The following is a 22,711-nucleotide window of genomic DNA, read 5'->3' as shown; positions in this document are numbered from 1 at the left end:
GCTCCTTTCCGCATTAAGACACAGCATTAGGACCAATCAACCTTTAATGGAACCAGAGGTCACTTGCATGAATGTTTTATTAGCCAATATGTACACGATCAACAACGGTAATATAGACAAACAAGCGCCGGCCATCATAAAGTGTGTTTGAGCCGCAGAAGCGATTCCGTAGCGTAGACCTGCGAGTCCAACTGTCAGCACTTGCAGCTTCGGCTGGCTCATCGTAAACACAAGCGGCAAAATATATTCATTCCATGCATGCCTGAAAGTGAACAAAGCTGCAACACCAAGGCCAGGAGTTAATAACGGAACGATGATTCGGGTATAAATCCACAGCTTAGAGCAGCCATCCATCATCGCAGCCTCGTCTAACTCTTTGGGTATCGCCTTTACGAAGCTAAGCAATATAAAGAAAATAGATGCATGGCCACTAATTAATATAATAATGACAGCCCACAGTGACGTATTCATGTGCAGTTTAACCATCAGTTCGAACTGCGGACGAAGAACCACTGCCCCAATAGAAATAAACATCGTAGAGGCTTGCAGTGCAACATAGAAGCTCTTCCCGGCAAAACTTAAACGATCGACCGCATAAGCAGCCATCGAAGCTACAATTAAAGTGCCAACCGTCGTAAGAACACTAATAAACAAACTGTTCCACGTATAGGTGGAGAAATGTGCCTGCTCCCACACCTCCGCATAGTTGCTGAAGTGCCACTCCGACGGCAAAATCGTTGCACCGCCGGTAAGCTCTGCATTAGATTTAAATGAGCCCAAGAAAGCCATCAATATAGGAAAAATAGTTAACAGCGCGATCAGGAGCAAAAAGATCCATAATGCCGTCTTTTTTACGACTGGCCCTATCGACCATGTGCGAATTACGGATCGCTGAAGCTTTACGACTTCCGTTGTCATCGGGATACCTCCTGTAAGTTTCCGTTTTACACGAACATAGCTGACTAGAACACATTATTCATCCGTTTGGATGCGTAGAAATAAATTAAAGTTACAATGCCGACAATCATCGCAGTAACAAAACCAACGGCGCTGCCGTATCCAATCTGCTGTTCCAGACTCGAACCTGATGTCGACAGCGGGAAGAATAGTTTATACACATAGAGGAACATAACTTCCGTCTTGCCAATAGGACCGCCTTCAGTCAACACCATGATGCTCTCATACCCCTTCAAGGAGTTAATAATCGCCAGCATAATAACCATTTGCATAACAGGACCGAGCATGGGAACTGTAATATACCAAAATTTCTGCGTGGCATTCGCCCCATCTAACGAAGCACTTTCGTAAACATCGTTTGGAATATTTTGCAGTCCTGCTAGAAAGAGCAGCATGTAGTTTCCAACGGCTCCCCATACCGCAATGACTATAACACTGAGCATGGCATGATCAGGCCCAAGCCAATCTATATTTTTGGAAATCAAATGGTAACGAAGTAAAAATTGATTCAATATGCCATTATAGGAGTTGAAAATGATAAAAAACACAACAGACATGACCGATGCGCTTACAATTGTCGGCATAAAATAAATCGCTCTTAGCAAATGCTTTCCACGCAAACCTCTATTTAATATCACTGCCAAAATAAGTGACAGCGGAATTGTCAGAATGAGCTTACCTCCTGCATATACGAAGGTATTCACCACAGAATCCCAATACGTATGATCTTCTAATAATCTGGAAAAATTATCAAAACCAACGAATCGTTCCTTGCCGTAACCCTTATAATCATAAAACATATATCTCATCGCCCAAAAAATGGGATACACACCAAACACTAGCGTCAATACTAGACTAGGCAGTGTAAATCCTAAGCCCGGAATATGTACTCTCCATTTTCTCATCTACCTTCCACCTCCTGATTGAAAAAGTCGGAGCCGTCGGCATCAAGCCGACAAGCTCCAGAGTCATTACTATTTCGCAAAAGTTCCTTGCATTTTAGCAGGATCGAAAGTTGGGTCTGGCTTAACTTTAACTTCACCTGCAGCAATTGCCTTATCCAAAGCTTCATTGTAACGCTTGTTTACATCAGTAACGATTTTGTCCAAATCCCCGCCTTCAAGGATATATTTCCAGAAAGTATCCTCATACTTGAGTCCCTGAACGCTAACAGTTGGCTGAATCGGCCATACGCCATCATATTTAGTAGGCAAGAAGCCGTCGATACCGTTGATGTCAGGTTTTTTTGCTTTGGCAACAATTGACGGAACCATAGAAATTCCATAGCCCTTCTCATGGTAAGGTTGAAGAATCGTATCGGCATACATGTAGTTAATAAATTTCCAAGCCGCGTCTTTCTTAGCCGAGTTTTTGTTGATAGCTAACCATTGACCTCCCAAGAAACCGGAAGCACCCTTAATCGATCCATCGATCGTCGGCGCTGGCGCCGCTGCCCAGTTAATCTTCGCTGGGAATTGACTCTTATACACGCCTGGCTCGGAAGAGTAAGACAGGTACATCCCGATTTTACCTTCCGCGAACTGCGCGCGAAGCGGATCGATATCTAACGCTTCCATCCCCGGTAATGTGCTGCCGTCATCGCGCATTTGCTTGAACGCCTTTGCGATATCCTTAAAGCCGGATACATCGAAACGCGCTGTTTTAAAATCGTATCCGAAGCCTCCATAACCGCTTAACTCCGCGATTACTCGAGCGGATCGGTTCCATGCACTTCCTGCGTTTTTGAATGGCAACGCAAAGCCGTACGCGCCCGAAGCTTTCCCTACAGCCGTAATCTTCTTGGCGTCCTCCACCATCTCAGCAATGGTTACAGGTGGCTTTGTAATACCGGCTTTGTCAAAGAGATCCTTATTGTAAACAAGTCTCATCGTGCTGCCATAGTTCGGTAGACTGTACAATTTGCCATCGAACTGGTTCAAATCTGGCATAACTGGAAAATTCTTTTTCTGATCTGCAGTCAAATACTCGTCAATAGGAGCCATATATCCTTTTTTATAATACGTTTGGATCGTACCTTCTTTGACCCTGAACACATCTGGTGCCTGGGCTGCGGCAAACGCAAGATCCAGTGCCTGCGCATAGTCATCTGCCTTGACGACAAGTTCCACCTCAATGTTATCCTTGTTCGTCTCATTATACGTATTGATCACTTGCTTGATATAATCAGCATCATGACGATCTAGTGTCCAGTAAGTAATCTTCGTTTTCTCAGCAGGCTTGCCAGTCGATGCTGCAGCTGGGCTTGCTTTTGCACTTGCACCTGCACTCTCTTCCTTTGTTCCTGATCCGCATCCTGCCAGACTTACTGCCATCAAAGCGCTCATTACAGTTAAAGTCATCTTCTTCATTCTAGTAGTCCTCCCCTTATATGGTTTCAAACAAGTGACTGTTCTTGATATTTATTGTAGCTGACGAGCTTACCTGCGCATAATGTGGCATTACGAAGAAAAAGGGCAGAAATTCATCATTTCTGCCCTAGATATGCTTCTTTAAACTCCGAGGGTGTTTGGCCCGTATGCTTTTTAAAAACATCACTAAAATAACGCCTGTGTTCATAACCCAAAGATAAAGCGATCTCCTGCACTTGGTAATTCTCTATGAGCAGCCGCTTGGCACGATCAATTCGCTCTGTTGTAACGAATTGATTAAACGTCGTGCCTGCAACCTTTTTGAAGAGGTTAGCATAATGCCCCCCGCTTAAATTCATATGTCTGGAACAGTACTCCACCGTTAGATTCAGATGCAAATTCGCCCGGATATATTCAATCGACCTATAAATTAATTGTGCGGAATCGCTGACTCTCTCCTTTTCGATCCAGGCACAACCCACTTCACACATTTCATTAAGCAGCAGCTGAAACTCCTTGATCGTGGTCAGTTTTTGGCTGTGGCGGTCCCTTAATTTGAAGTCATAAGGCTGCAGAACGGATAATGGAACCAACTCATGAAAGGTTCTCAGCATCATTAGGGCCATATCATAATATAGACTTTGGATATATTGAGGATCTGGCAGCAGATGTAATGGATTCATATCATCATAAAACTGCTCCAGTTCTTGCAACGACTTATCGAGATTGCCCGCTCTAAGCGATCTGAGCAACTCCTGCTCTTTTTCCTGTGCATATCTCGGAATTGCCTCTCGTTCTTTTGGCAAGTCTTCACTACTAAACACCCCATTGCCACCTGTATAGAAATAATAAGCTAGTGCAGATAAAGCCGACTTGTATGACCCCGGCAATTCCTGTAAGACATGCACGTTCGTTCCAACACCTATGGATATTGTGAAACGCGTATTGCCCGCAATGTTCGAGCGACATGCCTCCGCAATACGTTTGGCCTCTTCGGTGTGCACACAATTGATGATACAAACAAATTGGCTCGAGCCATCACGAAATACGATACCACGGGTCATACTGCGAATGGTTTCCTCGATAATATTGTGCAAAGAGAAGCGTATGAGTTCGACCTCGTGAATGGGTAAAGCGCCGTATTTCTCCATATATTGATCTATTTCAATAATAAAAACCGCTAGACTCTCCTTGTCCATGTCAAGGTTCATCTCATCCCAATAGCGCTGAGCATCCTCTTCTCGCGTCTCATGATTCAATAATCTCCAAAAATATTCTTGACGCAGGAGAGGAAGGCCTTCCTGAACTTTTTTCTCCATATGTTGTAACCGTTCATGCTTCTCGTACTCATTCTCCAACTCTTGTTTGGCTTCCAAAACAACCTTCGTGATTTCCTCAATAGAAAACGGCTTCTTCACGAAATCAAAAGCCCCCAAACGAATCGCTTGCTTGGCGTATTCAAAATCCGTATAAGCGCTGAGAATAATTATTTTACTTTGAGGGAGCAGGTCGGTAATGCGACGAGTCATTTCCAGCCCATCCATCCGAGGCATGCGAATATCGGTCAAAATAATATCGGGGCGCGTTTGTTCAATCAGCCTCAGCCCTTCCTCACCATTCTTCGCTGTGCCCGCTACTTCAATGCCATAACTATGCCAGTCAATTATGGTGGCAATCATGGCTACCGTACTTTTAATATCATCAATCACGCATATCTTGATTTTCGTTTCCATGGCCTGCATCTAACATTTCCCCCCCGGCTAGCGATATGATTAAGTCAACTCTAGAACCGATCCCTGGTTTACTCTCAAAGTGGATCCTTGCATCTTCCCCATAACACAGCCGTAGCCGGTGTGCAATATTCCTAATGGCATAACCTTTATGCGAATCTAAAGGCTCCTCCATGGACTGAAGCAATTGATTCACATTCATACCAACACCGTTATCTTCCACTGACATGCAGATCGATTGCTCCGTCTTTTTCAGGACAATCCGAATATGGCCGCCTTCTTCTAGATCTTGAAAACCATGAATAATCGAATTTTCAACTAAAGGCTGCAAAATTAGCTTAGGAATGTTGAACTGTAAAATGGATGTATCTTCAACCTCAATATGAAAGTCAAAGCGATCCTCGTAGCATTGCTGCTGAAGCGCCAAATAATGTCTAACATGCTTAAGCTCATCCTCGATACTTAAAATATCTTTTCCATGACTTAATCCAAGCTTAAACATCGTTGACAAAGATAAAATCATTTTTTTAACATCTTCCGTATTTCCTAATACCGATTTGCAATAAATAGTGTTTAACGTATTGTATAAAAAGTGGGGCTCCATTTGCGATGAGAGCGCTTTAATTTCTGTTCTCCGTTTCTCTTGCTCCCCTTGCTTCACTTTACGAATCAGTTTCGTAATTTCTTCAAGCATAGAGTTGAACCTCGTACCTAATTGTGATACCTCATCCTGATAAATACTGTGGAATCGGACATCTAGATTGTTATTCTCCACGCGCCTCATCAGGTTGTGTAGATGAAAAAGAGGTCTCAACAAGAGGTTCGTCAACATGTTAGACAAAAACAAAGCCAACAGAACAAATCCAAGAATGAACACAAGTGTCGTCCATTTGATCGCATTCACCTCTTGCAAGACATCACGTTTGGATTGGACTGCGTATAATACCCACTCTTCACCTACGTCCATTCGGGAGTAATTAATTAAAAAATCGTTATGATCTGATTCGAAATTGAAGTTCCCATTTTTCGCCGGTTTAGCAAACCCAACTAGAAATGCTGGATCCTGTCTCCAATTTTCCTTTTCCGTGCTGCCAATGCCAATTACAGGACTTCCATCAGTATTGACCAATACATATTGGGCAGAGTTACTAAGTTGATCAACAATCAGGTTTTGCAAATCTTTCTCCTTAATATTGACGACAATATATACATCCTGTGAGTTGCCCCCGGAACCATCCACCACAAAGGAAAGCACTCGATCTCTACCGTAAAAAAAAGTGTCTTCATGTCCCTCCATCCAGACTCCTCGCTTAAGACGTTTAATCTTCTCATACATTGCGGACTGATAAAATGAATTTTCACTCAATCTTGTGTAGTTCGTGGAATAAAAATCGCCTATCGGTGTAGCAATTAATATGGACTGGATAAAGTTGTCATTGAATTTAAGCTGTGCCAGAATGGATTGCAGCGCAGAAAAATTATTATAATAATTACTTACATTACCTCTAGATACATCAGTTAACATAGATTTATATGGGTCGCTCATCTGAAGGGACAAAACGGATAAAATGATTTTCTTTAATTTTTCGTCCAGCACCTGTGCTGACTTATTTAAAGAGTCCTGACTTAACCGGAGTGCATTATGCTCCACAATCCTCGATGAAATAATGTAAGAGCTTAAGCCTGTAGCGGAAATGGCCAATGTCATAAGAAGAACAAAGGAAACCCATATTCGCTTTTTTATAGAAAGTCGATACAGTAACTGTTTCAAACTTCATCACTCCAGTGTTATGTGTCTACAAATTAAAAAAGTATTTTCTACAATAGATAAAGGATTCCCTTTATAAAATGACATGGTAAAAAATGACTCCAACTACATTAGAGTCATTTATCGTTATGTTAATATAAGCGGTAAAGTCTGTAAATGTGGTAGAACGAAGATTTAGGGCAGATTTTCTTTTATGATCCAGAACAATCTGAACGACAAAAATAAACTCGCGCAATTGTGGAAGAGGGACGAATATCTCTGAATGCGATCAATGTACACAAGAATTAGACTTTTTAACGATTGATTGTCACAATAGTCAAGGATCAAGCCGTGCAAGCTGTGGTTCATCTCCGCGATTAATTTCATTTTATCTTCATCCGAGATGGGATAACTTGTCGACTTTGAATGGTATCGTATATACCAGTTCTTCTGCTGATAAGCGCGAGAGTGCTTCTCGTATCGGGATATTGCTGACCTCCAGATCACGAGCTAGCTGATCAATATTAATTTTTTCTCCAGATGGGATATCATGATTAAAGATAGACACTTTGAAACAAAGTACCTGTCTTTGGGTTACAGTTCATTCTCTAAGCTCTTTTTTTAACTCACTATGAATTTATTACAATATTTATTTAGAGTTACTTATACTACTTTTAGTCTTCAATCTCTGTATTCAAAATCCTAACTTCAAATTGTGGCTTTATCAGCAATCGAGGATAATCCTTTCTCCACTCCAATGTTTTCCATAAATCTGGATGAAATGCTTTTAATTCCTTCCCGATGCCAAGTACGTCTGAATTCGCCTCTTGTATTTTTTTTATCGCGTTGGATGCCATTTCGTTTAAATGAATACTTAGTGCTTTTTCCATTTCATTAACGTATTCCGTTTTTAGACCCTTACTTTCTTCGCCAAGTTCAGTTGCATATATATTCATGTTTACCTTAATCGTAATATCCGGAGTTTCGTTTAGCTGTTGTCGTGCGATGATTTTGCTGCTTATTTTTTTGATAAAAAAAGCGTAATCCTTATTGTCCAAGTGGCCCGTCCTTGCCACCCGCCCATAATTAAATTTGGATGAAAAGCCCTTTAATTTCTGCATCACATTTCCGTTCCCAACGAGAAACATAATGCTTTGAACTTGTTCATTAGTAAGCTTAATACCTGTGCTTTCGCTTTGACGAAATAGTAAAGCTCCATTTAATTCCATCCGTGAATTAACATGTTTGATGACAGGTAATGCGAAATCATTCAATGGCTCTTCTTTAGATAAAAGAAAATCCATCATCGTCATGTTGGGGATAATACCATTTGTTTCCAAAGATTTCATAAAATCATTTAATTCTTTCGTTTTATCCGTTATTGACCCTTTAAACTGTTTGAAAAATGGTGCATCTTGCTCGTCCAGAATGACCACCGGTGAATTAATTGTCGTAAATGGCGTATCGAGCAAAAAAGCAAGCTCACGAACGGGTTGATGCGCTGCAAAACTTTCGCTGATCAGAAACACTCTCGTATTTATTCCAATAAACGGCCCCTGGTCTCGATATAGCCCCTTTCCAACCGCTTTGATTACACTAGAATCTGACATCTCGGTTGATTCCGAAATAGACACACCGCTCCCCTGCCCGGCTTTACTTAATTTAGTAACAACAAAATTCAGCAACACGCTGCTATTCTTCTCATCATAATCGATCCCGACGATATCCACTATTTTAAGGTTGCGCAGCGGCAATCGGTCCCAGCATCCGGTGAGTAGGATCAAGATCATCATACTTACTATCCCCCTCTTCATCTGGCCTCCACCTTTCCCCGAGTAATCGAAATTAACAGTAGGAGCAACGGTATTATGGCAATAACGACAAGGGTAGTAAAATTATGATAGCTGGAAAATTGAAAAATAACTTTACGGTCTGAACCAAATACACCTAATCCAAAACACAAGATAGCTAACAACCAGACGATGACCGTGTGGTTTCCCCTCTCTTTGCCAAATGAAAAAGACAGGTATCGAGCTGCCAAAAACAAGTAGACATAAGCTGTTACAGTCGTGACCGAAAGCCAAATTGTCATGAATACGATATCCAAACTTTGCACGACTGGCCATTTAAATTGGCGTAGTATAAAGACCATAGGCTCAGGAATGACTTTAAGCTGATTTTCACTGAAATTAAACGTTACAATGAAGGTGATTAACACATAAAAGAGGGTGGTAAATCCATTAGCCGCAGTCATGACTAGAAAGACATCTTTCTTTTTTCGGTAACTTAATGTTGGAAAGACAACCAGAAGAAGCTCATGACCCGCATATGCCCAAAAGGCAGGAAGTGCATCCCTCATAATCGCACCCATCCCATGGCTGGCGATTGGGAAAAAATGACGTATATCCCCTTTTCCTGTCCCACTGGTAAATATGATGACCATGGCAATAAAAAACATAATCATAATGTTCTGTGTGATGACAGCAATTGACCGGAGTGAAGAAGAAGCGATGAAAGCAGCAATACCAACTGATATTCCAACTAGAACTAACCATGGGGTTCTAATCAATACCCATCTGCTTAACACATCGGAATAAGAAACAATGACCATTAGACTGGACTCGGCACAATATAATCCTATGACCATATTCAGAATAGATCCCATTACCTTGCCAACAATGTTAGACATATACTGAGGCAACGGCCGATCTGCGTACCTCGTACTAAGGCAATAGATAATCATGATAATCGCTTGTGAAATTATCCCTCCAATGCCTATAGATATCCATGAGTCATAACCTGCGTGTTTCGACTCTGCAAAGGGAATGGATAGAATGGAAACGCCAATTTGCGTTAAAATAATGAGGCTAAAAAGCTGTGTTAAAGATAGCTTCTTAAGGTGAATCATTCATTTTTCCCCCTTTGCACTCGGATTCTCGTTTTATCTTTGGACAAGCTTTCTTTCGTACGTTCCCTTAGACTTCTAATCGGCCCTCGGAAAAAAGTATCCATAATTGTATTTTTATCCAATCCACTGTAAAAGTAGGGTAGTCCCATCGTGTTTATACGTGCTAAATGCGTCAGTACAATCAGGTATGACAATTCCAATCCAATTAATCCAAAGGCAGCGCCCATCACAATGAAGGGAACCGATAATAATCGTGCAGCACTGCTCATTTCATAAGAAGGAATACTAAACGAGGCGACAGCCGTAAAAGCAATGATAATGACCATCATCGTGGAGACCAGATTGGACTGAACAACAACAGTTCCGATGACGATACCGCCAACAACACCGATCGTTTGCCCAATTGGACTTGCTAACCTTACAGTTGCTTCCCTTAATATTTCGAGCGTGACCAACATGAATAAAGCTTCGAGCACAGGAGGCATGGCAACGTATTGCATGGAGCTTTGAAGAGTTAATGAAATTTCAAAAGGGAGCATACGCGGATCAAATGTAACTAACGCAACATAAACGCCAGGCAAGCTCATTGCAATGATAAAGCTTATTATTCGAAGAAACCTGAACGTACTGCCAAGCAACCAACCTATTTGATAGTCATCAGGGGATTGCAAGAATGCCCAGAAGGAGACGGGAAGGATAATGCAATCCGGCGATCCATTGGTTAATATCGCTATTTTTCCGTCCATTAGGTATGATCTAACGCGATCTGGTCTCTCCGTAATCATCAATTGTGGAAATAATGAGAATTTCCGATCCTCGATAAGTTCTTGAATAAATCCTGGTGCTTCAACATAATCGATGTCGATAAGGCCAATTCTACGCTCAAACTCTTGGATAACTTGTTCGTTAGCAAGCTCTTGCAAGTACAGTAAGGCGACTTTCGTATTCGATCGTCTGCCAAGACGATAGTATTTGACAACGAGATCTGGTGAGACAATCATTTTGCGCAGCAAGTTAATGTTTGTATGCACATTCTCAATCAACGCTTCATTCGATCCGCGCAGTACTCGTTCATTCACGGGCAAGTTAACAGCACGTTCTTTCCTCGCTTCTGTTCCAAGTAAATAAAGCTTCATTTCTCCGTCGATTTGAAGCACCGATTTACCTTCCACAAGTGCATTCACCGCATCGCTTAGCAGCTCCGTCTCCGCAAATTCCAATACAGAAACAGTTTCACGAAGATCGAGGTCTTCCGTTTGCTGAAGCAAGGGTCGAATGACGTGCTCCTGTATCACTGCAAGTTCAATCATTGTATCTAAATAAAAGAGCCGATAACTGCGGTTACCGGATTGAAAGGTACTCGCTTTAAAATCAGCGCTATTGAAAAGCATATTTCGCAGCGAGTTTTCGTTAACGTTTAGAGATGGATCGACTTTCATTTGGGTTCCCTCCCTTCCTTTAATGGAAAGTTTAGGTTATTTTCCCCTTTTGCAGCTTTTAATATTCCAATTTTTAGTGAAATAAGTACATAACAAAATAAACCCGCACTTTTTTGCACGGGTTTTACAACGTAAGAACGAATTTTGATGCATCAGGATCTCATTTTCAATACAACGTGCCGCAAAAGTCGCCAGCTTCGTGCCCTTATTCGGCGAAAACGACTCGATCGCTTTGATTAGTCCAATGGTTCCTATACTAATCAAATCCTCCAAATCTTCTCTGGTGTTGTCGAATTTTTTGAGGTTGTGCACACGAAGCAAGGTAAATAATAAAATGTAAATGCCTTTACAACAAATATCTCTAGCCGTCACTAACGCATAAAGCGACTACCGAAACATACCGGTAGCCGCGTCTTAGTTTTGTCCATTACCTCTGACGGCTTCGGCTCCAAACCTAATCATTACCGATAGCTGACCCGGTAAATGACGCCGCCTTGATCGTCAGAGATGAGGAGGGCACCATCAACGTTCTGAAGCACCCCTACCGGGCGCCCCCATGGACCAGAGCCTGTTAACCAGCCCGTGAGGAATTCCTCTGGCGGACCAGAGGGCTCTCCGTTCTGGAAGGGGACGGAGACCACCTTGTATCCAGTCCCTTCCGATCGGTTCCAAGAACCGTGGAACGTAATGAAGAGCCTGCCCTGGTAAGTGTCCGGGAATTGGGTGCCGCTATAGACCTGCACCCCGAGCGGGGCGGAGTGGGCCTGCATCTTCAGCGCCGGGGGGACGGTAGCGGAGCAGGAGTCGGGTTGCCCGAACTGCGGGTCGCGGATATCCCCACCGTGGCAGACCGGCCAGCCGTAGTCCTTACCGTCCTTGATCAGATTCAGCTCCTCCGGTGGGAGGTCGTCACCGAGCATATCCCGCCCGTTGTCCACACCGAAGATCGCTCCTGTCTGCGGATGGAAGGTGAAGTCCACCGTATTACGAAGCCCGCTGGCAAAGACACGTCCGGCGGATCCGTCGGCGTTGTAAACCCACATCGCTGCACGACGGGAGTCCTTTTCTTTGCAGACATTACAGCTCGATCCGGTCGTAACATACATAAGTCCGTCCGGGCCAAAGTGAACGGTGCGAGTAAAGTGCCCGCCGTCGGTAGGCAGGTCCACCAGCTTCTCCCCGCTGGTGCCCTTGCCGGCGAAGCGGTAGATTCCGTCCAAGGCACCCACATAGAGCGCCCCTTGGTGCCAGTCTACTCCGTGAGCTCCCTCCACGTTCGTGGCGTAGATCTCGGAAGATTCGGCCACGCCGTCACCGTCTGTATCGACCAAGCGGCTTACCCGGTCGGCGCCAATCTCCGCCACATAGATCGCTCCGTCCGGTCCGAGCGCCATATGCCGTGGCCCCTTCAGACCAGCTGCGAAGACCTGGATCGTAAAGCCTGGCGGCACCTGAAGCTTTCGGTCACCACCTTGGTATGCGCTCTGATAGCTGGTAGGAACTTGTACCGACACAGGCACCAGGGTCGACACCGGCACTGGTGCTTTGGCGGGGTCCAGTGCTTTTGAAGTCGAAGTATTGGAGTCATTACTTTCACACGATGTCAATAATGCCGTCAAAACGAAGCATAATAAAGTAAATCTAGCTTTTTTCATAGTTCATTTCACTCCTTATTATTACCATAACTTTTTTTCTAATCTTAAAATCTAAATGTGAGAATTTTGTGATAAATTCGGTTGAATTATATGATAGTTATTCGGAAGCAAAGAAGCAGGCAAAAATTTGCCTGCTTCTTGTTTAAAATATATTGGATAACAATTCGGGCTCGGGATTCGTTCTATATTCTTTCGGGGTCACACCCACATTTTTGCGAAAGCTGAAACTGAAATAGTTAGCATCCGAATAACCAACCTTTTCTGCCACTTCGAAAGCTTTTAAATCAGTTGAACGAAGCAGCACCTTAGCCGATTCCATACGGATATGGTTTAAGTAATTAATAAAGGTCATCTTCATCTCTTTTTTGAAAATACTGCTGAAATAGCCTGCACTAATATGCAGATGACTACAAATTTTATTGATCGTAATGTCACTCTCATGGAAATGATTTTTCGTATACTCGATTGCCAAATCTACGAGGTTTTTGTAAGAATCCTTTCGGTCTATCGTAATATGCGTCATAATTCTTGTGCAGAGCTCTACGAACCAAAACTTGGCTTCCTCTAGCGAGGTAAATTTATTAATCTCCGTAAAAGGGATGAATTCCTCACCGAACACCTCGTCAAGGTTAAGATTGGAGCCTTTTGCCGCTTTTAGAATACAGGTTAATATTTCCAGTAAATATATTTGGTAGTCTTTGACGGAAACCCCGCCTTCGATTCCAAAGAACAGTTCGTCTATCGCCTCTTTAATTTCTTGAGGGGTTCCTACTTTAAGGCAGCGCGTCAGTATGCTTTCTTTCAAGTCATCAAAGCGAACTTTCTCCACATTTCGCATCTCCACATCGTCAATGCTAATCACACGATTATTGCCAAGAATTAGCCTATAATCGAGAGCTTGGACAGCGTCATCATACGAATAACTAACTTTGGTTACATCCTTCATGACTGTTCCAACACCGACCATTATCGAAAACTTGAGATACTTGACGACATTCTGAGAAACCTCTTCTAATACCTTCATGACCTCCGATAAAGTAACTTCCCGTTCATAACTATCGTGAGTTGTCAACACAACAACTTGATCGTTGTACATGAAAACAAGACCGATTTTATGCTTATAAATAATCTCCTCCGTAATATTGAGAAGGGCAAAATATTTGATATCCCGATCCTCGGAGTACCGCAGCGAAACGGATTTGGCAAGCTCACTAAGCTGATCAAGATCGTCATCCTGAAAAGGCAAACCATCAATACTGATTACCGCGACTACGAAGCTTTTCCCTTCTAATTGAATGCCATAGTTAGTGGCTTTCTCCATCACCTCATCGCGCGGTAGCTTGCGATTCATCAACGTTCCAAGAAAATTCTCTTTGAGAACAGGCATACTCTTATGGTAATGCTCCCTAAGAAGTTCCACGTTTTCCCTATAGGCCATTTCCTCTTGAATCCGCAATTTCACCTTGCTAAGAGCATCTATTAATTCCGTTGCTGAAAATGGCTTAAGAACGTATTCTTCAATATTCAGCTTGACTGCCTTTTGAGCGTATTCGAAATCATCGTGCCCGGTAAGAACAATAATTTTAATCGTTGGAAAGCGCTCACGTATACATTCAGATAATTGCAATCCATTCATGAAAGGCATCTGTATGTCCGTTACCACGACATCTGGCTGTAGCCTCTCCACCATTTCAAGTGCTTCTCTTCCATTCTTTGCTTTATCTATGACCTCAAAGCCAATAGCTTCCCAATCCACTTCACGAATGATGCCTTCTCGAACATCTTCTTCATCATCCACCAGGAGTAATGTACATGTTTGCATCCGCTATTCTCCTTTAACGTTTAATGAAAATAAACCAATAGTCCCCCTGCGAACAACCTGCATAAGGGGACTACCTATTTTCATTTCATCATAATAGAAGAACATCGAGTTAGATATCACGATTCAGACTTTTCATTATTACAAATCAGACTTTCTATATTTAAAGATTAACCGTTTGCCGACCTTGGCGAAAATCCAATGGACTCATTTGCGTTACTCTTTTGAACATTTTAGAAAAATAAGGTAAGTTAGAGTAACCAACTGAAGTGGCCACATTACCGATAGGAATCTCGGTTTTAATTAACAACTCTTTTGCCTTCTTCATGCGTTGCTGCAATATATATTCAGTTATAGGTAAGCCTGTATCCTTTTTAAAAACTCGGTTTAAATAATCAGCATTTAAGAAAACTTGTTTGGCGATGTCTTCCCGCGAAATTTCATGATTCAAATTGATCTCAATAAAGTTCTTAACTTTTTCAACAACCGATTGAGAATTTTCCTGAGATTCCAACTGATTTCTCACCATTTCAACAACGGAAGTCATCCACTCTCGTAGATCGCTAACCGTTCGAATGGCTGTTACCATGGACTCCAAATGAGCAGAACTCGATAGGATGTGGTGAGCTTGAAGCCCCCTTATCTTTAATGTATAGTGAATGATTTGCAAGAAGTCTTGGTATAACTCTCGTAATAGGGATGGCTCCAGACGCTCAATTGACATCCAGCTATCAAAAAAAACATGGATTTCTGTTAATAATTCTTTGATAGACCCTATTTTCAACAATTCAAACCAAGCATTCATATCAGGTAGATTGATTACGACAGGACGCTTTACCTTTTCTTTTAAAAGGAATACACGATTATCTCGATTCACATTGCTGGCTTCAAGCTGATAAAGGGATTCCACCGCTGCTCTCGTCTCGTGAATAAAGGATGATTCACCGATGTAGCAGGAGATATCGCAATAGAAGTATTGATTACAAGATTGGATATATACCTGACACATATTTCTTAATCGCGCATTCTCAAACTTGCTTCCCTCTACACCCTCTATGAAAACGAGAAGATTACCAGCACGTTCTTGAATAATTTGACAATCTATCCCATTATTCGTTAGAAAGGTTTCTTCAAGCGCATTCCTTAACGCGTATTCCATGATTTTCTGTTCACGTTTCGTTAATGGCTTATGCCATCGTTGTACGCAGACTAAGATAGGTACAAATTTAATATCCATAGAGTAAGGGATACCCATCTCCTTTAATACCCCTACGAGCTGCTCTTGGTTTGAAGATATCTCCTGATGGAGCAAATCCATCCAAAAGCTTTCAATCAAGCGTGGTTGATGTGCTTTCCAAAGCCGATGTGTCTGTTCATATTTATCGTTTTCCCGTTCCTTAACGATTTTATCCTGTGCTTTCACAACAGCTTCTATCAGCTCTTGAAATGGGACGGGCTTTAATAGGAAACCATGGCTGCCTAAATGGAGGGCTCGCTGTGCATATTTGAAATCGGCATGGCAAGTTAAGAAAATGACTTCTACCTTAAGTTGTTGCTCATTAATCCATTCAAGCAGCTCAAGGCCATCTCCTTGCGGCATTTCAATATCACACACCATAATATCGATGGGATGGTGCTTCAGAATTTCCTTAGCCTGTCTTATATTGTAAGATACTTGAGGTTCGTGGATCGATAACTCCCCCCACTCAATCCCTGATTTTACGCAATCAACAGAATGAATATCATCATCTACTAGCAGTAAGTGATACATAGCTCTCTCGGTCATTTGCTTCCCCCCAATTGACTTTGATTAAATCGTTTGTTTTGATCCCACACAAGTAGTTGACGTTGCTTCTCGGCAATAACCGTATCTATTCCAGCAGTCTTCAGCTTTGTTATAAATTCAGGCAACTTTACTTGCGGTTCATAAGTTCCATTTTCAAGTGCAGCCACATATTGTCTCATCACACTCCACACAGCTGCATATTCTGCTCTCACAGGGGAGGAGTCGAATGTAAATCCAAACGCCTTTGAGATCCTTGCCGTTTCATTGAATTCAGCCATTTTGGTCCAAATATCGGGATCATCATCCTTCCATACAGGGGTAAGGAACTGATTGCCAATCACCCATGAATTAATCCCATATCCTGTGTTGGAAGCATTAACCCCTCCTGGATAATCAATGACGTTCGGAGCTATTTGAATATAATGCTTCCCCTCAATCCCATTGTCCAATAAATTGATGATCCTTTCATCGGAGTACAACAGATTTAAGAAGCTCATTGCTTTTTCAGGGTCTTTCGAATTTTTATGAATTGACATAATAAATGTATTTAACTGCGTCGTTGTCATGACAGGCTGAGAGAACGGAATTGCCACCATGGGATAGCCGGTTAACCTCGACTCCTGTTGCTCCACATTCGGTTTCACCGGCGTAAAATAAGCAAACGCTTTGCCAGCTCTCACCAAATCCGCCGCGCTATCTCTTTTAAACACAACATCTTTGTCAATAAATCCGGACAGGTACCAAGATCGTATCAATTCTAAATCTTTAGCATATTGACCACTCTCAAAGACATCTACAATTTGTAAATCGTTATCGTAGCCAGGAAGTATGCCGAGGCTGTCGTCTAGTGCGTCATACGAACCTGCACGCATTCCTGCATATATCGAGATTGAATATGGAACGAGAGGCGTTATCTCCAATTCATTGTCTTTCACTGTTTGAAATACCGTTTGCAAATCCGTAACGGCATGAATTTGTGAAATATCAATCTTATATTTTTCAATCAGGTCTTTGCGCATGACAATCCCATAATTGGTAGCCAAGTCTCTCATGCTAGGGATTCCATAAATCCCTCCTCCATTTCTCATTACACTACTTAAAATATCAGGTCCGAGTACTTTCTCAATATCTTGTCCCTTAGTCGCCAATAAATGATTCAGCGGAATCAGTTGATCCTCATTAATTAGTGTGTTAAGCGAACCGCCTGTCACCATCAGATCAATTTGCTTTTTGTCGTCTGTCATCATGAGTTGCTGCAGTTCTGTCGTGCTCATGTAAGGCATAAATTTCACAGTCGCATTTAGCTTTTCTTTCGTTATTTTACTAATCTCCGCCTCAACCTCACTCATGTCTCGTTGCACTTTCGAATAAAAGTAGAGGGTTATCACACTATCTGTCGATCCACTCTTGGACGTATCGGGATTCTCTTTATTCTGACTCCATATACATCCTGTAAGCTGAGTAGCTACAAGGAATAAACTAAGTAATTGTAAAGCTAGATAGAGCTTTCTTTTATACATCATTCGACCCCCCGGTCATAACGTTACATGGCGATTGGTAATACGATTACAACGTTAGCTCCACAATTCTCGCCGTTGAAAAAGGTTATATTGGCATGATTCTTGTACAATAAATGTAATCTACGCCGCACATTAGCAATACCAATATGCTCGCCTTGCTCGGAATTCAGTTCCTGATTATTCTGCAAACGACTTAATACGTCCGTTGGAAAGCCTTTTCCACTATCTCGAATGTGAAGCTCAATACAAGGCACCGATCCTTCAATTTGATGAATGTTAATTACTAATTGCGTGGGTTCATCTAAGGTAACAGCATGTTTTATCGTATTCTCGACAAATGTCTGGATAACAAGTGGAGGAACTTTACAGGTAGCTAGTGAATCCGGCATAGTAATGTTAAACGACAAGTGCTTCGGAAACCTTAAGGCCTGTATTTTCAAGTAATTCCGGGTATGATTGATCTCTTCTTTTAATGGAACAAACGTCAAATCAGTTCGGAACATAAATCTTAAATACTGGACAAGACTAAGTGATATTTCCATGATAAGCTCAAATTTCTGAACTTGTGCCAGGTTATAGATAACATTAAGCGAGTTAAGGAAGAAATGAGGATTCATTTGCAACTGCAAATGCTTCAGTTCCTCCTTTTGCTTCTGCAATTGCTCCTCGTACACACTAATCTTTAAGTTCCTAATTTGGGAGACCATTTGATTGAATGTTCGATTCATGAGCAAAAATTCATTCGATGTGGGCTCATTGGAAATACCAACATTTAAATTACCCGTTTGCACGATTCTCATGGCTCTAACAAGCTTGTTAACCGGATACAAGAGAACTTTTCTTAGAAGGAAGATGAACAAGACCAAACTAGCCAACCAGCCCAAAGAAATATACGTTAATATGCGTTGTACAAACGGTAATTTCTCCAAAATACTTCTGTCAGGAATCCACGCTAATAAGCTGAATGTCCCCTTCTGCGACTGTTTCCCAAAGACCAAAAACTTTTCTTTTTCGCCAGCCATTACGTATCCTGCAGGATCAAACGCAATCTGAATGCCCTGTGATTCAAAAAAACTCGTTTCTTCCATAGGCTCAAGCCTATCCGTAACAAAGAGTACCTTTCCTTGCTGCCCTAGATCAATAAAATCAGTCGGAACCATCATTTTTTTAGCACTTGTCCATGCGCCCAAATACACATTGCCTTTTTTAACTATATGATATAAATAATAGTTATTATTTATTTGTCTCACATGCCATTGATCATAGCGATATGTCGGATCCGCCTTACTTTGAATCATCGACAATATATCCTTCAATTCATTTCGAATCATTTCACGTTCATTGAAGGTATAGTTGGATAATGAAGTTGTTACCAGATCATTATTAGCGGCGGAATAGACAAATAATGAGTCTATAATTTTATAATTGTTACTATCGGTTGACAGTTTGTTATACAACTGAACTTTAGCCGTATAATAAGGCTGGCTATCATCAGCCATCGGATGTTCTAATCGAAAGAAATCAGGCTCCGTCGCCAACGTATTGTAGAGATATTTGTCAACTTCGTCTAAATTTCGATCGACTTGGTCCATATATAAGTTAATGGTATGTAAATTAGATTGAAATACTTGCTTACGCACAACTTGTATTGCGTAATTATTGCTACTGATTAACAGGATAATTAACGGTAGGGTGGTCATTAAAAAGACAAAAATCAGCTTAGAGCGTAAAGATTTTAAATGATATCTTAAAAAAAACTTCATTTTAGACCCGCTCCCCCTGGTTGTTAAAACCGCTTACTGATAGTTTTATTCTATATGAAATAGAATCAAAACAAACTGGAAAATACTCCTGCAATGTATAGAAATCATCATCAGATTTTACTATCACGAAAATAGCTCACCATTGAAATTCCGCGACATCTCAGCTCGACCATCGGTGGCCGATGCAATCTTAGACACAAGGGAATCCTGGCGGAACCGTGAATACGTGCTGTCGAATTGTTCGATCCGTTCATGAATAACTTGCTGCAACTGATTGGAGAGTGGCTCAAGGGTTTCGATTTCCCAATTAGTTCATATAGCTTTGAACTTGAACAAGAATTTACTCTCGTTACTTGAGCGTTCCGTTAAGTAATTGGTCTTCCTTTGTATGTCGAGACCCTCCTTAGATTACTTTTCCATATCTTACACTTTTTATTTCCGTACTCGAACTATTGAACGGGAGCGCTGTAAGGAAATGAATGCAACGCCTGCAGCAACAAAGCTGATAAGGGCTAGCATATATATTTTCAAGGTGTTATTCATTGCTATTCTGCTACTCCTCAAACTATAAATAATAATAAACTTGCAAACAGGATCGCGACTTCTTTATGCAAAAGCCTGTAACTCAAGCAATAAGCGCTAAATACAAGGAGCAGATGCAATAAATGCATCTGCTCTTTATTTTGAAGAGTACTTGTAATGATTTTCTATTATTCAACCTTATTTTCCTAAATATCAAGTTTACGGGTACCGATCCATTTCACCATTTCAGGATCGCGATGCGAAAAGAACAGGCTCTGTTTCGTATCTAAGGCAGTAATCGACTCGATATCTGCTTGGTTCAATTCAAAATCAAAGATATTAAAGTTTTCGATGATTCTATCTTTACGTACCGACTTTGGAATCACAACGACTTCTCGTTGCGTCAACCAACGTAAAACCACCTGAGCAACGGATTTATGATACTTTTCAGCTATGGATACCAATACCTCATTCTGGAATAAGTTGTTTTTCCCTTCAGCAAATGGCGCCCAAGATTCGATCTGAACACGATTCTCTTTCATAAATGTTGCGTTTTCGATTTGTTGGTTGAACGGGTGGGTTTCAACCTGGTTTACAGCAGGAACGACCTCATTATGAAGAATCAAATCAATCAGACGATCCTCATGGAAGTTACTAACGCCAATTGCACGGACTTTTCCTTCACGATACAATTCCTCCATCGCACGCCAGGACCCATGCACATCGCCATATGGCTGATGAATTAAATACAAATCCAAATAATCCAATTGTAATCTATTCAGTGATTTTTCAAAGGCACGTTTTGTGCGCTCATAACCAGCATCCTGAACCCAAAGCTTTGTGGTGATAAATAATTCCTCTCTCGGAACGCCACTACGTTTGATTGCTCTGCCAACTGCTTCTTCATTTTGATAGGAGGCAGCGGTATCAATTAGTCGATAACCAGCCATAATAGCATCATAAACGCTTTGCTCACATTCATTATGATCTGTCATTTGAAAAACACCAAAACCAAGTATAGGCATCTCAACGCCATTGTTTAAATTTACTTTTTGCATATTAAACCCTCCACATTTTTTATAATTCTATTATGCCCCAGACATCAAAGTAATCGTTATAACAATCGTATCGAATGTTTGCCTAATACTCTCGCGCCAAAAAGGGACGATTACCTGAATCGGCAATCTGTCCCTATCTTTAAACTTAATTTATCGCGCTTATTTATCCAGATCTTTTTCTTTTAACCACGCAGAGAGCTTTTCCGCAACATCCTTATTGTTCAAATCTGACATTATAAAATGTGTATTCCCTTTTATGCCGATTTCAGGAAGATGTACAATGGTTACATCGCCGCCGTTACTGTTAACCAATTCTGCCCACTGTCGTGCTGATGCAAGAGAACGACTCCAAAAATCCTGCGAAGGTATGCCGGTTGCCTTATCAGGGATATTGTCCCCATAATAAACAATGATTGGAATTTTGGTCAGCTTCATAAAATCGTCCATTCCAATCCTACCAAAGGAATTCCCAGGATTTGTGTTAGGGTCAATAGGGAATGGGAACCCACCTGGTTCAATGGAGACAATTGCCTTTACATTTTCATTAGCAATCGCAGTCTGCCAACCAGTCATACCGCTTGCTGAGTGAGTAAATAAGATGCCAGGACCGGTTCGGTCAAATACATCAGACATGGCGGTAACCGTAGCATTCCTCTCAGTAGTAGTGCCGGTATCAGGCACCATCATGCGGAAAAACTGATCGAGCGACTTGCTGTCTTTTGGGAACTGCACACCATCATAATAATTAGGCCAGAGACCGATCCGGAATTGCGTGAACCATGTTTGATCGTCTGGAACTGCAGTTATCTGTCCAGCCCCAGTAACCTGTCCCGCCTCACCGCGACCGGGCTGATCGATGAGGTAAGTACTATAACCCTTCCTCAAGAAAATATTTGAAAAGCCCTCCCGACCGTCGGCTGTTGTTTGCCAACTCCGTCGTGATTGACCATAACCGTGAAGAAACACCATTGGATATTCATTTGCATTAACCGGAATTTGATAGAGTACATCAGCATGGTCGCCATGCCGAGTTTGACCGCCTTGAGCGGCCGTCCACGGCTGCATCGGATCAAATTTCCCATCACTTGTTTCAACTATACCACCGGCCGAAAAATTCCCTTGTTCCTTAATGACTAAAGCCCCATCAGTTTTAATATTGACGCTTGATGAACTCTCGTTCCATGTCACCTCTCTGCCAAGGGCTTCAGATAATGCACGAGCCGGAGCATATGTAAGCCCATTATAAATAAATGTTTCTGCATCTTTACCATTCGTATCGCGAGTGATTAATTCTTTGTCATCAACAGATATTTTTACTCCTCTTACTTCAATTGTCTTTTGAATAAAATCTCCTGCAGCGGTCACTGCACCTGTAGTCAGAAAAACCGTTGTCAAACTCAATGCAATAGTTGCCTTTCCAAATTTTTTCATATTTTCC

General features: G+C 41.7%; 16 protein-coding genes and 1 pseudogene. All 17 read right to left on the bottom strand.

Annotated features, from left to right (window positions below):
* Positions 1-36: 36 nt before the first annotated feature.
* Positions 37-918 (bottom strand): carbohydrate ABC transporter permease, encoded by an 882-nt coding sequence (locus AC58UX_RS02275; RefSeq protein ID WP_497249303.1) that lies wholly within the window; start codon positions 916-918, stop codon positions 37-39.
* 44 nt (positions 919-962) lie between these two features.
* A complete protein-coding gene (locus AC58UX_RS02270) occupies positions 963-1,862 on the bottom strand; it encodes a carbohydrate ABC transporter permease (protein WP_497249301.1) in 900 nt (299 codons plus the stop codon).
* A 69-nt stretch (positions 1,863-1,931) separates the two neighbouring features.
* Positions 1,932-3,326: an ABC transporter substrate-binding protein gene (locus AC58UX_RS02265; protein ID WP_497249299.1), complete on the bottom strand. Its 1,395-nt coding sequence runs from the start codon at positions 3,324-3,326 to the stop codon at positions 1,932-1,934.
* A 116-nt stretch (positions 3,327-3,442) separates the two neighbouring features.
* Positions 3,443-5,068: a response regulator gene (locus AC58UX_RS02260; RefSeq protein ID WP_497249297.1), complete on the bottom strand. Its 1,626-nt coding sequence runs from the start codon at positions 5,066-5,068 to the stop codon at positions 3,443-3,445.
* A complete protein-coding gene (locus AC58UX_RS02255) occupies positions 5,028-6,827 on the bottom strand; it encodes a sensor histidine kinase (RefSeq protein WP_497249295.1) in 1,800 nt (599 codons plus the stop codon). The genes AC58UX_RS02260 and AC58UX_RS02255 overlap by 41 nt, the downstream gene beginning before the upstream one ends.
* 370 nt (positions 6,828-7,197) lie before the next feature.
* The gene (locus tag AC58UX_RS02250; RefSeq protein WP_497249293.1) at positions 7,198-7,371 is read right to left on the bottom strand and encodes a GntR family transcriptional regulator; all 174 of its coding nucleotides are present in this window, start codon (positions 7,369-7,371) and stop codon (positions 7,198-7,200) included.
* 106 nt (positions 7,372-7,477) lie between these two features.
* A complete protein-coding gene (locus AC58UX_RS02245) occupies positions 7,478-8,596 on the bottom strand; it encodes a Ger(x)C family spore germination C-terminal domain-containing protein (RefSeq protein ID WP_497249291.1) in 1,119 nt (372 codons plus the stop codon).
* A gap of 17 nt (positions 8,597-8,613) precedes the next feature.
* Positions 8,614-9,711 (bottom strand): GerAB/ArcD/ProY family transporter, encoded by a 1,098-nt coding sequence (locus AC58UX_RS02240; protein WP_497249289.1) that lies wholly within the window; start codon positions 9,709-9,711, stop codon positions 8,614-8,616.
* The gene (locus AC58UX_RS02235; protein ID WP_497249287.1) at positions 9,708-11,150 is read right to left on the bottom strand and encodes a spore germination protein; all 1,443 of its coding nucleotides are present in this window, start codon (positions 11,148-11,150) and stop codon (positions 9,708-9,710) included. Before AC58UX_RS02235 ends, AC58UX_RS02240 begins: the two co-directional genes overlap by 4 nt.
* A 123-nt stretch (positions 11,151-11,273) precedes the next feature.
* Positions 11,274-11,522: pseudogene (locus AC58UX_RS02230) on the bottom strand (sigma factor); the annotation flags it as partial.
* An 89-nt stretch (positions 11,523-11,611) separates the two neighbouring features.
* Entirely contained in the window at positions 11,612-12,805 is a 1,194-nt protein-coding gene (locus tag AC58UX_RS02225; protein ID WP_497249285.1) for a PQQ-dependent sugar dehydrogenase, read from the bottom strand.
* A gap of 142 nt (positions 12,806-12,947) precedes the next feature.
* Complete coding sequence (locus AC58UX_RS02220; RefSeq protein WP_497249283.1) at positions 12,948-14,627, bottom strand: response regulator; 1,680 nt, start codon at positions 14,625-14,627, stop codon at positions 12,948-12,950.
* A 160-nt stretch (positions 14,628-14,787) separates the two neighbouring features.
* Positions 14,788-16,410: a response regulator gene (locus tag AC58UX_RS02215; protein ID WP_497249281.1), complete on the bottom strand. Its 1,623-nt coding sequence runs from the start codon at positions 16,408-16,410 to the stop codon at positions 14,788-14,790.
* The gene (locus AC58UX_RS02210; protein ID WP_497249279.1) at positions 16,407-17,930 is read right to left on the bottom strand and encodes an ABC transporter substrate-binding protein; all 1,524 of its coding nucleotides are present in this window, start codon (positions 17,928-17,930) and stop codon (positions 16,407-16,409) included. Before AC58UX_RS02210 ends, AC58UX_RS02215 begins: the two co-directional genes overlap by 4 nt.
* A gap of 23 nt (positions 17,931-17,953) precedes the next feature.
* A complete protein-coding gene (locus tag AC58UX_RS02205) occupies positions 17,954-19,522 on the bottom strand; it encodes a sensor histidine kinase (RefSeq protein WP_497249277.1) in 1,569 nt (522 codons plus the stop codon).
* Between the two features lie 899 nt (positions 19,523-20,421).
* On the bottom strand, positions 20,422-21,273 hold the full coding sequence (locus tag AC58UX_RS02200; protein ID WP_497249275.1) for an aldo/keto reductase: 852 nt from the start codon (positions 21,271-21,273) through the stop codon (positions 20,422-20,424).
* Positions 21,274-21,432: 159 nt separating this feature from the next.
* Positions 21,433-22,704, bottom strand: coding sequence for an alpha/beta fold hydrolase (locus AC58UX_RS02195; RefSeq protein WP_497249273.1), 1,272 nt, complete (start codon positions 22,702-22,704; stop codon positions 21,433-21,435).
* Positions 22,705-22,711: the final 7 nt, after the last annotated feature.

It is taken from the genome of Paenibacillus sp. J22P90, from assembly GCF_059692195.1.
The sequence above is the reverse complement of the archived record's forward strand: the minus strand, read 5'-3'. Positions and strand labels throughout refer to the sequence as shown.